The organism is Ruegeria sp. AD91A, from assembly GCF_003443535.1.
Classification (GTDB): Bacteria; Pseudomonadota; Alphaproteobacteria; order Rhodobacterales; family Rhodobacteraceae; genus Ruegeria.
The window spans coordinates 2,791,298-2,805,517 of sequence record NZ_CP031946.1 but is presented as its reverse complement, the minus strand read 5'-3'; the positions used below and the strand labels follow the sequence as shown (position 1 = coordinate 2,805,517).

At 57.5% G+C, this 14,220-nt stretch carries 11 protein-coding genes; 10 read left to right on the top strand and 1 reads right to left on the bottom strand.

Annotation, left to right across the window (positions count from 1 at the left end):
* Positions 1-3: 3 nt before the first annotated feature.
* The 5 genes from glcF to D1823_RS14065 all read left to right on the top strand — a co-directional run bounded on the left by glcF (position 4) and on the right by D1823_RS14065 (position 6,001).
* On the top strand, positions 4-1,317 hold the full coding sequence (gene glcF, locus D1823_RS14085) for a glycolate oxidase subunit GlcF (RefSeq protein WP_117871050.1): 1,314 nt from the start codon (positions 4-6) through the stop codon (positions 1,315-1,317).
* A 119-nt stretch (positions 1,318-1,436) separates the two neighbouring features.
* Positions 1,437-2,228 (top strand): serine protease, encoded by a 792-nt coding sequence (locus tag D1823_RS14080; protein ID WP_205511849.1) that lies wholly within the window; start codon positions 1,437-1,439, stop codon positions 2,226-2,228.
* Positions 2,225-3,040 carry a serine protease gene (locus D1823_RS14075; protein ID WP_117871048.1) on the top strand — a complete coding sequence of 272 codons (816 nt, stop codon included), beginning with the start codon at positions 2,225-2,227 and terminating at the stop codon, positions 3,038-3,040. The genes D1823_RS14080 and D1823_RS14075 overlap by 4 nt, the downstream gene beginning before the upstream one ends.
* Before the next feature lie 123 nt (positions 3,041-3,163).
* Entirely contained in the window at positions 3,164-3,631 is a 468-nt protein-coding gene (locus tag D1823_RS14070; protein WP_117871046.1) for an Hsp20 family protein, read from the top strand.
* Between the two features lie 144 nt (positions 3,632-3,775).
* Positions 3,776-6,001, top strand: coding sequence for a HEAT repeat domain-containing protein (locus D1823_RS14065; RefSeq protein WP_117871044.1), 2,226 nt, complete (start codon positions 3,776-3,778; stop codon positions 5,999-6,001).
* Between the two features lie 111 nt (positions 6,002-6,112).
* Here the strand turns inward: D1823_RS14065 and D1823_RS14060 are convergent, their stop codons facing one another.
* Entirely contained in the window at positions 6,113-7,588 is a 1,476-nt protein-coding gene (locus D1823_RS14060; RefSeq protein ID WP_117871042.1) for an NAD-dependent succinate-semialdehyde dehydrogenase, read from the bottom strand.
* A gap of 284 nt (positions 7,589-7,872) precedes the next feature.
* Here D1823_RS14060 and D1823_RS14055 point away from each other — a divergent pair, with 284 nt between their 5' ends.
* The 5 genes from D1823_RS14055 to D1823_RS14030 all read left to right on the top strand — a co-directional run bounded on the left by D1823_RS14055 (position 7,873) and on the right by D1823_RS14030 (position 14,220).
* On the top strand, positions 7,873-8,952 hold the full coding sequence (locus D1823_RS14055) for a hypothetical protein (RefSeq protein ID WP_117871040.1): 1,080 nt from the start codon (positions 7,873-7,875) through the stop codon (positions 8,950-8,952).
* A 277-nt stretch (positions 8,953-9,229) separates the two neighbouring features.
* The gene (locus D1823_RS14045) at positions 9,230-10,348 is read left to right on the top strand and encodes a hypothetical protein (RefSeq protein WP_117871036.1); all 1,119 of its coding nucleotides are present in this window, start codon (positions 9,230-9,232) and stop codon (positions 10,346-10,348) included.
* 22 nt (positions 10,349-10,370) lie between these two features.
* Positions 10,371-12,302: an ATP-binding protein gene (locus D1823_RS14040; protein WP_117871034.1), complete on the top strand. Its 1,932-nt coding sequence runs from the start codon at positions 10,371-10,373 to the stop codon at positions 12,300-12,302.
* Entirely contained in the window at positions 12,299-12,886 is a 588-nt protein-coding gene (locus D1823_RS14035) for a hypothetical protein (protein ID WP_117871032.1), read from the top strand. The genes D1823_RS14040 and D1823_RS14035 overlap by 4 nt, the downstream gene beginning before the upstream one ends.
* Positions 12,883-14,220 (top strand): DUF6638 family protein, encoded by a 1,338-nt coding sequence (locus D1823_RS14030; RefSeq protein ID WP_117871030.1) that lies wholly within the window; start codon positions 12,883-12,885, stop codon positions 14,218-14,220. The genes D1823_RS14035 and D1823_RS14030 overlap by 4 nt, the downstream gene beginning before the upstream one ends.

Sequence of the window (14,220 nt, the reverse complement as noted above, 5' to 3'; positions counted from 1 at the left end):
GCGATGCAGACAACATTCACGGAAAAGCAATTGCAAGACCCGGCAATCCAGCGGTCGAACGAGATTCTGCGCAACTGCGTCCATTGCGGATTTTGCACGGCCACGTGCCCTACATATCAGGTGCTGGGAGATGAGCTCGACAGTCCGCGTGGGCGCATCTACCTGATCAAGGACATGCTGGAAAACGGGCGTGTGCCCGACGAAAAGACGGTCAGGCACATCGACCGCTGCCTGTCCTGTCTGGCCTGCATGACCACCTGCCCGTCAGGCGTGCATTATATGCATCTGGTCGATCATGCGCGTGAATATATCGAGGCCAACTACAAGCGCCCGCTGACGGATCGTGTGTTGCGCTGGGTTTTGGCGCAGATCCTGCCCTATCCGATGCGATTCCGTTGGGCCCTGATCGGGGCCAGGCTGGGCCGTCCTTTCAGGTTCCTGATGCCTGATGCCCGGCTGCGCGCGATGTTGGACATGGCGCCTAAGCATATCCCGCCTGTCAGCCGTAACGATGATCCGCAGAGATTTGCGCCCGGCGGTGAACGAAAAATGCGGGTGGCGCTGATGACGGGCTGCGCGCAAAGGGCGCTGAACACCGATATCAATGACGCCACGATCCGCCTGCTGACTCGATTGGGGTGCGAAGTTGTGGTCGCTGACGGTGCCGGGTGTTGCGGAGCTTTGACCCATCACATGGGTAAGGTGCAAGACAGTCATATGGCGGCAACCGCCAATATCAGAGCCTGGAATCGCGAAATGGACGGTGAAGGACTGGACGCCATAGTCATCAATACCTCCGGTTGTGGCACCACCGTGAAAGACTATGGGCACATGTTTCGCAATGACCCGCTTGCCGAAGATGCGGCGCGTGTGTCTGGAATCGCTATGGATATCAGTGAACTTCTGTTCAAGCTGGACCTGCCGACGGGCGAAAACCAAAACCTGACCGTCGCCTATCATGCCGCCTGTTCGTTGCAGCATGGGCAGAAGATCAAGTCTTACCCCAAAGATTTGCTGAACCACGCGGGTTTCACGGTTGTCGAACCTACCGACAGCCATTTGTGCTGCGGCAGCGCGGGAACGTACAACCTGATGCAGCCGGAAATATCGGGCCAGTTGAAACAGCGAAAAGTCAGAACACTTGAGGCGAAAAAGCCTGATATCATTGCCGCCGGCAATATCGGTTGCATGATGCAGATCGGTTCTGGTACGCAACTACCGATCGTTCATACGGTAGAGTTGCTGGACTGGGCGACGGGCGGGCCAAAGCCACCGGCCTTGCACAGAACAGGGAACCCGGTTCCCGTCTTGCGGTAAATCATGCTGATGCCAGCGGGCATCATTTTCCACGGAAATTCCTTCGGTGCCTGACCGCCCTATTTTCGCCCAACGCGGCACGTAAGACAAAAGCTTCGAAGTGAGTCTCGGAGAACCGCGTGCGCAACTGGATCAAGGCGATCGTGCTCTGTGTCTTGCCGTTGGCGGCCACGGCGCAGGACACCGGACTGGAAAGCCTGAATACGACGGATTCGGGGCGCGAGTGGATGGCTGTCGGGCGGTTGGATATCGCCGGCGCAGGGTTTTGCACCGGAACGCTGGTGTCGCCGACGCTTGTACTGACAGCGGCGCATTGCCTGTTTGACAAAAGATCCGGACAACGGATCAACCCCGCAGATATCGAGTTTCTGGCCGGGTGGCGTTTGGGACGTGCGTTGGCGTATCGGACCGCGCGCCAGGCTGTGATCCATCCGGATTACCAATATGGCGACGATTCTACGGCCGACCGGGTAAGCGCGGACGTGGCTTTGATCGAGCTGTGGCAGCCGATCCGTAATACCGCGGTAATTCCATTTGAGTCGGGCGATCAGCCCAAACGCGGCGCTGAAGTGGGCGTTGTGTCTTATGCGCATGACAGGTCAGAAGCTCCGTCTCTACAACAGGTCTGTTCGGTCATGAACCGGCAGGCCGGGTTTATGATCATGTCCTGCGATGTTGATTTCGGGTCCTCGGGGGCACCGGTTTTTTCCTTCGCGGGCGCGCGCCCTCAGATCGTATCGGTGGTAGCGGCCAAGGCCAGTATGGACGGCCAGAGTGTTGCAATTGGAACCGCGGTTGAGCATTCGCTGAAATTGCTGCGTGACGAACTTTCTGCGGGGCGAGGATTTGGGCTTTCCTCGTCCGGATCGGGAACGAACAAGAACATAGGCGCAAGGTTCATTCGGCCATGATGAGAGTCTTCTGGAGCCTGTTACTTGGCCTGAGCGTCTTGGCAACAGCGCTGCATGCGCAATCCAACAAGCGCAGGCTGACCGATCGGGATGACCTTTATGGTTGGGAGGCGATCGGACGGCTGGATGTCCGCGACGCCTCGTATTGTACCGGCACGTTGATTGCGCAGGACATGGTGCTGACCGCGGCCCATTGTGCGGTGGATCGTCGTACCGGGAAGACTTACGTACCCGAAGACATCACGTTTCGTGCAGGCCTCAGCAACGGCAACGCTTTGGCCGAGCGTCAGGTCACGCAAATCGTCGTTCATCCCAGCTATGGTTCGCAGAACCCACTTTCACAAGAAGGTGTCCAGTTGGATGTGGCACTGATGCGGCTGAACGAGCCTATTCCGTACTCGGTCGCCGACCCCTTTGCGCTGCACAGCGGCCGTGTTCCGGGCAATGAGATCAGCATCGCCTCGTACGGGCGGGGACGGTCCGAGGCGATCACACGAGAACGGTCGTGCCGTATCATCGACCGCAGGCAGGGTCTGATCACCTTTGATTGCGACATTACTTTCGGGTCTTCCGGGTCTGCAATTCTGGCGAGAAACGGTTCCCGCTGGCAGATCCTGTCTGTGGTTTCGGCGGTAGGCACGAACGGTCGCAGAAAGGTGGGGTTTGGCATGGAGCTTGACGGGATAGTCGCCGAACTCAAGGCTATTATGCGGCGCGACGCACCTCAGCCCAAGGCGTCGATTCGCCGGTTGCAGGTCGGTTCCGGCAAGTCAGGATCTGGTGCGAAATTCATCAGTTCCGGCGGGGGTTGAACTCGGCGAAATCGCTACCCATGTGATGTATATCGGATCGCCACAACGGGGTTCGATATTCGAAATCGCCCGTCCGATCGGAGGGCACTTATCGCAAATCGCTCAAGAATGAGGATATGACACATGCGTACGTTTGATTTTGCACCGCTGCACCGCGCCACCATTGGCTTTGACCAGATCGCCGACATGATGGATCGCGTTCTGACCAACGATGGGGCCCAGCCCAGCTATCCACCCTACAACATCGAAAAAACCGATGTCGACACCTACCGAATTTCGGTGGCCGTCGCCGGGTTTTCGGAAAACGACCTGGCCGTAGAAGTGAAAGAGAATTCACTTGTCGTGGCAGGCAAAAAAGCCGCTGAAGACAAAGAGCGCACCTATCTGCACCGTGGCATCGCCACCCGCGCGTTCGAGCGTCGGTTTGCCTTGGCGGACCATGTCCGCGTCACCGGTGCGAGCCACGAAAACGGTATGCTGAACATCGAACTGAAGCGCGAGGTTCCAGAGGCCCTGAAACCGCGCCGGATCGAGATCACCTCGGCCAAGGCCATCGAGAAGGATGTGGTGGACGCCAAAGCCGTGAACTGAGGCTTCTGACTATCCTGCGGCAGTCCACTCCTCCCGGGCTGCCGCATCACACGCCCCGCGTTCCTCCAGACGCGGGGTGTTGTGTTTTTGGCGTGCTCGAAAACTGGTTCCCAGCAAATTATCCGCCTGATAGTCTTCGGTATTATGGAGAGCCGACCAAAACGTCGACTAGCAGCTATCCTGGCAGCCGACATCGCCGGCTACTCAAGATTGGTTGGTCTGGACGAAGAAGGTACCATCGCAAGGCTTCGGCTGATCCGCAGCGAAGTCATAGAGCCAACGATCGCCCGGCATTCAGGACGCATCGCGAACACTGCTGGAGACAGCTTTGTGATCGAATTTCGCAGCGCCGTCGATGCGGTTCACGCCGCCGTGGAGATTCAGGCCGACCTTGCAAAGAGAAACGCGGGAACCGATCAAGATAGCGTCATCACGTTTCGAATCGGCCTGAATGTCGGCGATGTGGTTTCGAACGGGGGTGACATCCTTGGCGACGGCGTGAACGTTGCCGCGCGGCTCGAGGCTCTGGCAGATCCCGGTGGCATCGTTGTTTCACAATCCATCGTCGACTATGCGCGCAACAAAGTGCCTTACGGTTTTGCTCTGATCGGGCCACAGAACGTCAAGAACATCACTGACCCGGTTCAGGCTTTTCGCATAGAAGCAGAAGTTTTGCCTTCACCGCGAAAACGCGGCACGAAGAGGAAATCCCGATGGCTGCCACTGGCGGCTCTACTGGTGACGTTGGCGGTCGTTGGGCTTTATCTGGCAAAACCGTGGAAGACTGGCCAATTGCGCGCCTCAGAGGCGCAGATGGTTTACCCCTTGCCGGATCTACCTTCCATCGCAGTGTTGCCGATTGCGAATTACACCGATGACGCTTCCAAGGAGATGCTGATCAACGGTATCTCTGAGGATTTGATCACGGACCTGTCCCGAATATCCGGATTGTTCGTCATCGCCGGGAATTCATCCTTCGCATACCGCGATAGCAACATCGACATCGCACGTTTTGCCGAAGAGCTGGGGGTTCGTTACGTCGTTGACGGCAGCGTGCGACGTGCGGATGAAGATTTCCGGATCAATATTCGCCTGACCGACACTTTGAACGGGCGATTGATCTGGGCGGAAAGATTCGATGGTGCGATCGATGATATCTTTGAAGTGCAGAAAACCATTGTTCTCGCAATTGCTCAGAAGCTGGATCTTCCGCTCGACCCTCAAAGCCGGCAGGCCATCGAAAGCGTGGAAACCCAGACCATTGCGGCACGCGAAGCCTTCCAACGCGGGTGGGAGCTGTATTCGCAGTTCAACGAACAGGACAACCTTGCGGCAATTCCGCATTTTAAAAAGGCCGTGGAACTGGACCCGGATTATGGGCGTGCTTGGGCGACGCTTGCCCTGGCGCATTTGCGACCGCACATCTTTCATCACTGGAATGGATTTGCGGGTTCAGGCGCGCAAATGCACATCGGCCTGTTTTACAAGTATTACCGGGATATGATGGAGCAGGACACCGCCCTGGTGCACGTTATCCGGGCAATTGTCAGTCTCAACCTTCCGGATTGGGACAGTACCGAAGGGGTAGGTCGGGGGACGGAAGACGCCAGACGAGAAGCAGCGAAAGCCATCGCGCTGCAACCTAGCGACCCCGAGGCACATCTGACGATGGGTTGGGCTTTGATAGCGGCTGGTGAGCCAGAGGAAGGTCTGGCCTTTGTGCAGGCCGCGACCCGGCTGGATCCCAATTATCCTAGCCACTACGCGCTGTTTGAAGCGGCGGCTCTTTACGCATTGGATGACCTGACGGGCGCGGCAGATGTGATCGAGAAAGAGTTGAACAGAAACCCGCAGGCCACTGAGCTGATGCCATTTGCAGCCTCGGTTCTGGCCCTGAATGGTGATCGGCGTGGTGGCAGGGCCATCATCGACCGATGGCAAAAGGGCAAGCACGCCGGTGTCATGCAGGACGCTGTTCAAAATTACCTTTTCATCATCCGCTGGGTCGGAGAAAACCAGCATTTGAACGCCCGGCTGAACGATGGGCTTCGCCTGGCAGCGCTGCCTCCGGAAAAAACCATAGCAAGTCTCAGGGCAGATCTGTCCCGGGGGGATGCAAAAGATCAGAGGGCGGCAGCCCAATCACTGGCCCTGTTTGGTCCTGAGGCAGAGTCAGCGGTGCCGGAATTGATCGCGCTTCTTGATAGCCCGTCGGTGTTTGTCCGCAAAGAAGCAGCTATTGCATTGGGGAAAATAGGTAGCGCGGCGTCGTCTGCGCTGCCCGCGCTGGAAGCGATGGTGGACGGTTCGTTGCAGGGAAAGTTCGCGACCCGTGCAATCGAACAGATACGCGACAAATCCGCAGACTAGCCGTGTCAACGTCGATTGGGCCGCAGCCATAGATTTGTTTGTACAACGACGCGATCGCGTATCCCGATGCGGGGTCTCTGTCCACCGCAATGGGACAGAGACCGTATTGGATCAGACCGACATGCAGACGTATTTCATTTCCAGATAGTCTTCCATGCCGTGATGGCTGCCTTCGCGGCCCAGGCCGGATTGCTTGACGCCGCCGAAGGGGCCCAGCTCGGTCGAGATGATGCCGGTGTTCACGCCGACGATGCCGTATTCCAGCGCCTCGGCCACCTTGTAGACGCGGCTCAGGTCCTTGGCATAGAAATACGAGGCCAAACCAAAAATCGTGTCATTGGCCATGGCGATCACGTCGTCTTCGTCCTCGAACTTGAACAGCGGGGCCAGAGGGCCAAAGGTTTCGTCCTGCGCCACCAGCATGTCCTGAGTCACGCCGGTCACGATGGTCGGCTGGAAGAACGTGCCGCCCAGATCATGGGGCAGGCCGCCAGTCAGAACCGCGCCGCCCTTGTCGGTTACGTCCTTGATATGTTCCTCGACTTTGGCGACTGCGTCGGCATTGATCAGTGGGCCGGTGGTGGTGCCTTCGGTCAAGCCGTCGCCGATTTTCAGCGCTTCCACTGCCGCTTTCAGTTTGGCCGCGAAAGCGTCATAGACACCGGCCTGCACATAGATACGGTTCGCGCAGACACAGGTCTGGCCATTGTTGCGGAACTTGCACAGCATCGCGCCTTCGACGGCTGCATCCAGATCGGCGTCGTCGAACACGATGAACGGCGCATTACCGCCCAGTTCCATCGAACATTTCATGACCTGATCGGCCGCCTGGCGCAGCAGAATGCGGCCCACTTCGGTCGAACCGGTAAATGTCAGCTTGCGCACGCCGGGGTTTTCGCAGAACTCCTTGCCGATTTCACTGGCCCTTGATGAGGGCACCACGTTGAACACACCCGCGGGCACGCCGGCCTGTTCCGCCAGCATCGCCAGTACCAGCGCCGACAGGGGCGTTTCGGTGGCCGGACGCGCAACAAAGGCGCAGCCGGCGGCCAAAGCCGGGCCTGCCTTGCGGGTGATCATCGCGTTGGGGAAGTTCCAGGGCGTGATCGAGGCCGCAACGCCGATCGGCTGCTTCATCACCATAATCCGCTTGTCGCGCTGATGGCCGGGAATGGTCTCGCCATAGACGCGCTTGGCCTCTTCACCGAAGAACTCGATGAAGGACGCGCCATAGCCGATCTCACCGATGGCCTCTGCCAGCGGTTTGCCCTGTTCAGCGGTCAGGATCTTGCCCAGATCCTCGGCATTTTCCATCATCAGATCGAACCAGCGCCGCAGGATGGCTGCACGTTCCTTGCCGGTCAGTTTGGCCCATTCTTTCTGCGCGGCTTCGGCCTGTGCGATTGCTCCGGCGACCTGAGCACGGCTGACGTCAGCCACCTCGGCGACCACATCGCCCCGAGCGGGGTTCGTGACTTTGAACGTGCCATTGTCACCGTCTACCCACTGACCGCCGATATAGGCTTTGGTTACAAGCAATACGGGGTTCTTCAGGATTGACTTCAGATCGGTCGTTGCGTCCAGCATGATAAGCCTCCGGCGTGAATTGGGTTGCGCGCACCCAATCAGGTGATGTCTCAATTGTCTATGGCCACTCTGGATGTGGAATCAATCCAGATTTGATCAAAAATTTACTTAACAAGTTAATCTAATGAAGTCACTCGATATCTGTTTCTTTCATTCGGCGGTCTCGCCTTTCCTTTTGCAAAGGAGTTTGTCAAAGTCTGGGTGAATTTTGAGGCCCAGGGGATGTAAATCATCGTAACATTCCCTATCTTATTGGGTAATTAAAGAAAAAGAGGACAGCAGAGATGTCGAACCAGCAATTCGAAGCGCTTATTCAGGAAACGCAAACCAAAGTGCGCGAAAGCCAGTCTCAGATCGAAGGGCTGACCTCGCGTATTGAAGCCGCCCGCGCCAAGATAGGCACCGCCGAGGCCGATATCGACATCGAAAACGCCACGCTCGAGGATGTGCATGCCCATACCGAGGTGATGAACGCCAATATCGCCGAGCTGATCATGGGTCTGGACGACGTCACCAGCGCCTTTTCCAAGGATTTTGACGAGATGCGCTCGAAATCCGGGTGGGAGACCTTTGTCGGCATCTTCTCGAAAGGCAAATCCGAGTCGATGCGGCAGGAACGCATGCGCACGGCCAATATCGACGACAAGCTGCAGGACCTGATCGCCAAATCCGACGTGATCGTCAAACTACTGGAAGGGCAGTTGGCCGTGCTGGAAGAACAACGCGTCAAGGTCGAGGACAACCTGACCGGCACGCTGGACGATCGCGAGGCGACCGTGGCCGAGCTGGAAGCCTTACGCGCTGAGATTCAGGGCATGGACCCGGCCATTATTACGCTGGAAAACAAGATCAGCGTCGAACAGGACGCCGCCGCGCGCACGCAGTTGGAAACCGAATTGGCCGAGCTGAACAAACAATACAACGCCAAGGTTCAGGAAGAGCAGGTCAAGCTGGCCAAATCGCAAACGCTGGAACGCTATATCGAAAAGGGCAAGACCTGGGTCGATTCACTGCAAAACCAGGCGGCGACACAGATGGTGCTGATCAACAAGCTGCAGACAGACACGCAACAGCGCGTGGTGCTGTATGACGCCCTGACCAAATCGCTGAAAACTGCACAGCAGCAGGACGTGGCCCACCGCATCAACGAGATCGGTGTGCAGACCGATCAAGAGGCGCAAACCGCCATGGCCTCAATCGGCACCGCGACCAACCAGAAGATGGCCGACATGCTTGAGGCGCATGAGGACCACATGGTCTTTGCCCGCGACGTGCTGGAGAAAAAGGCCAAGGCAGATGAACGCTTTGCCCGCCGGTTTGCTTCGATTGTCGAGAAGCATGATAAGAATTTGTACGGGGGGTGATGCGCTTCAGTGACGTTCCATTCCAAAGGCAAGCCAAAAGGAATACGCTACAGGTTCAGGATAGGGATTCTCTTTGTTGTCTTCGGCGGGTTCCTGACTTTGTTTCTTCTGACAGCCGATTGGACGCCAGACCACTTGGTGATCAAACTTGTGCTGATAGTGGGTGTTCTCTTGGCGACATTCTGCCTCTGCGTTTTGTTCGCCAACGGTCTGATCAAGCTTGAACAGCTTGATGAGAAGTTATTCGGCCACCGACAAAGAAAAGAGCGCGTGGATAATGACTAACCCCACCCAAGACCATGTCGGCCTGACCGACACTTTCGCCTCGCGACGGTATTTCCGCAAATTTGAGGTGATCACTGTTCACCTCCTGCGCGTGGCCGCGACGATGGAGGCGGAGGGCGCGATCTCGAAACAAGAAGTGCGGATCGTGTCGCGCTACCTCTCGGGGCTGCTCTACACCTTCCGCGCGCTCAGCATGAAATACCTGCTGGTCGGGCGCGATACCGGGCGGTTCTTTGGCAGTCTTGCCATGGACAAGCGCGACAGCGGGTTTCCGGTGGCGGCCGAGCTGCTGACCATGGCCAATGACGCGCAGCAAGCGCAGGTGCATCTGGCGAATATGCCCTCGGAAGATGACCTTAAGACCGACATGGTGCGCACCATCATCAGCGAACAGGAAATCCCCACCAAACTGCAATTCGCGCTGTCCCAAAGGCTCTATTACGAGGAATTGCTGAAGGGTCAGCTGTTCTGGGCCCGCAACGATCCCGAATGCCACTGGATCGGGAATGAGGGCGAGCGGCGCAAGTTCATGATCCACTGGGCGGTTTATGACAGCCAGATCAACCTGCCGGTCATTTACCTGATGCAGCTTGAGGATAGCGGCAAGACCGCTTTGCCCAAAGATCAACGTCGCTGGCCCGAAGTACAGGCGCATCTGATGGCGCAAGCGCTGGGCGGTTTGAAACTGGTGACGATCGCCAAAGGGTTCGATCAGGATTTCGACGACCTCCATCCCAAGCATTTGCGCCGCATTCATGTGGGACCGATGTATTCCTCAGCCTACACCGAGCAGTCCGGCCCCCTGCGGCAAGTGCTGGAGGACGCGCAATCTCCGCAGGGTGAAGACTGGGCGCTGGCCTGGACCACTGAAGAGCTGCAAAGCGAAGAAGTGATCGAAGAGCGCGCCGGGTGGTTTTCCACGGTCGAGCGCGAGGTCTTCGCACTGGACCCGTTCGGCGGGCAGGGGGTGGAAACAGGGGCCACGCGCACCCAGCGATCCATCATTCTGCCCCAGCGCCCGTTTCAGGTGCTGGCCGAACGAAACCCGCCAGGCTTTGCCGATGTGCGCAAGTTCGTCGTCAGCAAGGCTGGGCAGGTTTTGAAATATTGAGAAATGCAAAGGCGATTTTGAAATGAGTTTGACGTCAGACCAGATGGAACTGCGCGAAGACGATATCCGCAAGCATTATCCGGCAGCGACCGCCTTGGTGAACGGGTTCGAACACGCGCCGCGGATCGCCAAACCCGTTGCGGCCGCCGTCGAACGGTCTCCGGGCGTGTCGACCGGGCGGCGGTTTCGCTCGACGACTCCGGGTTTGGTGACTCGGCGTACGGCACGCGCGGATGGTGTACATCTGGTCGAACGGATTGAGGCGTCGGATGATGGCGATGCGCTGGTCTCGCCGCCACAGGCCACCACACAGCAGGCCATTCGCCGGGCCATTGCCATCGCTCTGGCCGTGGCCGAGGCTTATGCGGAACAAACCCCGCTGTCCGACCTTAAACGCGCAAACCTCGCCGGTGACCTGCCTGCCGCGCGCAAGACCGAATTCTCGGAACTGCTGACGGCCGAGGCTTTGATCACCTCGCACACCTTCGGCAATGCGCTGGCCTATCTGATGTCCTCGCATCTGGGCGAAACCACGGTTGACCTCGATGAGATCGAAGAGGTTCTGACCGACAATGGTCAATTGGCCCTGCACGGTGCGTTGTGGGAGCTGGATCAGACACTGGCCAAACACGCCCCCGACGATGCCCACCTGATTGCCGCCACCAGCGCCTATGCCGAACAACTGATGGAAAAGACCGCCCTGCGCGCCCAATCCGCGGGCCATCTGGCCCCGTTCCAGAACGCCGCCTGGCATATCGAGGCCGATGATCTGACGATCAGGGGTTTTGAGCCGGCCTCAAAAGCCAAATCCACCACTTTGACCATGACGTTCAAGAAACCGAACGAAGTGGTCGGCAACCACATCGCCAAGTATCAGGCGATGAAGCTGGCCAAGATGGTGATGGCCTATGACTTCGACCGCCGCCTGAACCCGTTTGCCGAGCTTGGCGGGTTCATCTTTACTTTCATGGGCGATGGCAAACCGGGCACCGGCAAGACCACCCTGATCCAGATGATGGCAGGGCTGATCAACGACTATTGCCAGAACGCGGGCTATCCATTCCGCTATCAGAACCTGAGCACCGACAATATCGACAGCTATCAGGGTAAATCCGGCCAGAACGCCAAGGCGTTTATCAACACGATCATCGACCCCTCGGTCATCGGCTTTGGTACCATCGATGATATCGACCAGCTGGCGGGTAAACGCGGCGACCGGCAGTCGTCAGCTGGGCAACTGGAAATTACCGCCGTATTGATGGAGAGCTTTGCCGGCGCCAACACCGTTGTACGCGGCAACTGCACCTTTGGCATGTTCTCGAACTACCCCGAGAATGTGGACGACGCCTTGCGTCAACGGGCGGGCGCGCGGTTCCTGGTGGATGGGCCGCAAACGCGCGAGGATTACATCGACATCCTGCACCTGCTGATGGGCCGCGACCACGACATCCCGCTGGGCGAACACGAAGCCTACGCCGCGCAGGAAATCAAGAAGGCCGTCGCCGCCAGTTTCGAAAGCCACTCGCGCCCGCATGAGGACGCTCTGCTGCAGGTTTATGACCGGGTGTCCGGCGATATCGGCCAGATGGATACGATTGCCAAGATGGGCACCTATCTCAAGGCAATCCAGCAGGCGGATGAGCGCTTTACCGGCCGCGCGATCAAGAACATCACCGACGCCGTCAAGGTCCGCGCGATGGATTTCGAACTGCCTGACGAGTGGATGGAAAACCCCGACCTGTTCCTGTTCCGCGACTACGACACCAAGAAGGCCATGATTGAAGACCTGCGCCAGCCGATCACGGTGGAAATGGTGATGCAAGAGATCAACCGCTACGCCGACAGCGAATTCCGCTATGCCGACAAAAGCGACGAGGTCGCCATTGAGAACGCGGTGCGTGAGATGGGCCGGATGGAAGAAGCCAAACGGCGGTATCTGGAGGGGAAGGGGTGAAGGACTTGGCGATAGTCTTTTTCTTGTTGGCGGTGCTGATATTAATCCCACCACTTCTGCTGCTTTTGCAGTCGTACCCCGGATCTTTTGCGCAGAAATTCGAAAGTGCGGTATCAGAATTTGACGGGACAATTATTTCTTTGGGCACATTGTTTCTAGTCTCCGGTTTGGCTTTGTTGACTACTCATCTTTCAAATAGGTCATCTGAAAAGCGAGAGGCGGCAAACCGCCTAATATCTACAGAAATGAAGATTGCCGAAATGAGGAAGAAATGGATTGATGATCTAAGAGATGACTTAGCGGTTTTCTCGTCTTTGGTAAGCACTGAAAGTGGGCCAGAGAGCATGCGAGAAGAAGTTGAGTTGGCTTCTCGTATTCTACTGCGGCTCAATCCAAAGGATCCGAATTATGACAGTTTACGAGAGCATCTAAAAAGCGCGTCGGGCGAGTTTGGAGCCGAAGATCCTGATATGAGCGAGTTGGTTGCGCTCCGAGAGGTTTCGCAAAAGATATTGAAACATGAATGGGAGCGCTTGAAGCACGACATAAAGAATGCACACATGCTTGAAGGCGAAAGAACATGATCCGCCTCATCAAAAAAGGCCTGATGTTCGGCAATCTCGTCCACATCTCCAGCCCGGCTCTGGTCGAGCGGTATAACCGCGCGTTGCAGCATCTGGCGGGCAAGACCACGGCGTTGACGGATTTCCATGTCGATATCTCGGGCTATTCGCCGGAGGTGGGGATTGAGCTGGAGGACGAGCTTTACCTCAACCCCAACGGGGTCAACCGGCAATTCATCCTGCTGACGACCGAACAGAAACGCGCGCCTCTGCTGAACGTCAAATTCTCGACCTCGCGCGATATCCTGCGCGAGTTCATCGAGATGAACGAGGCGCAGCTTTTCGCCCTGACCGCCACCGATGCGGTGGCCGGAGAGCTGGTGAACTCGGTCATCAAACTCACCACGCCCCGCGATCTGCTGAACCTGCGCAAGATCGATATCGAGGCCGATACCGCAGGCGGCACCCTGCGCAAGGCACAGCAATTGGCGGGGATGGTGGAACAGTTCAAATCCGAAGAGGATGCATGGTTCGACGACGTTCTGATCGCGAAGATGATCGAAACCGCTAGGGAAACCGGTGATGTCACACGCAATCCGGTCCGCCTGCGCCATACGACGTTTGACCAGCGCAATTTCTGGACGGCCCATTTTGGTGGGCTGTATTTGTTTCCGGACATAGACCACCCGGCCGTGATCTGCATGGGCGAAAAGCCCGACGACCTGCCGATCAAGTACACGTTTGATCCGTCACAGCGAAACCAAATCGCCAAGTTTCTGGATTACAACGATCTGGTCGAACCGATCGTCAAGGCGCGCGGCGTGGATGCCGCCGCGATCCTGCAACAGAAGATGGATTTCCTGACCGTTGACGCAGCGGCGGATGCGGATGTCGACCTGACCGGGTCGGACCGCAGCGACATGCGGCGACTGGCGCGAAACCACTCGGATCGCCTGCCTGATGCCTATCACGGTCTGGCGCAACTGCTGCGCTGGGCGAGTGACGGGGGGCCGTGGCCGCGTATCACTTCGGACCATCCGGCCTATTTCTATACGTTACGCGCCGCGAATACGCCGAACCGTGATCTGGTAAACATGTTACTGGCCGAACTGGCCCCGCTGGACCCGCGCCAGATGTTCATCTGCCACAAGGAGCTGTTCTACAGCACGTATTCCAGATGGCCCGAGAGCAAGAAAGCCTATGTTGCCGATTTCCTTGCACGCGAGTATCAGGTGGACAAGCAAGGCGCCCGCGCCGCGCTTTTCGGGCATGAACCGGATATGAACGGCGACGATCGGGTCAGCGATGACATAATCGCACGGGTCGGCCCGTGGGGTTCGGTGAGGAAAGGCTGA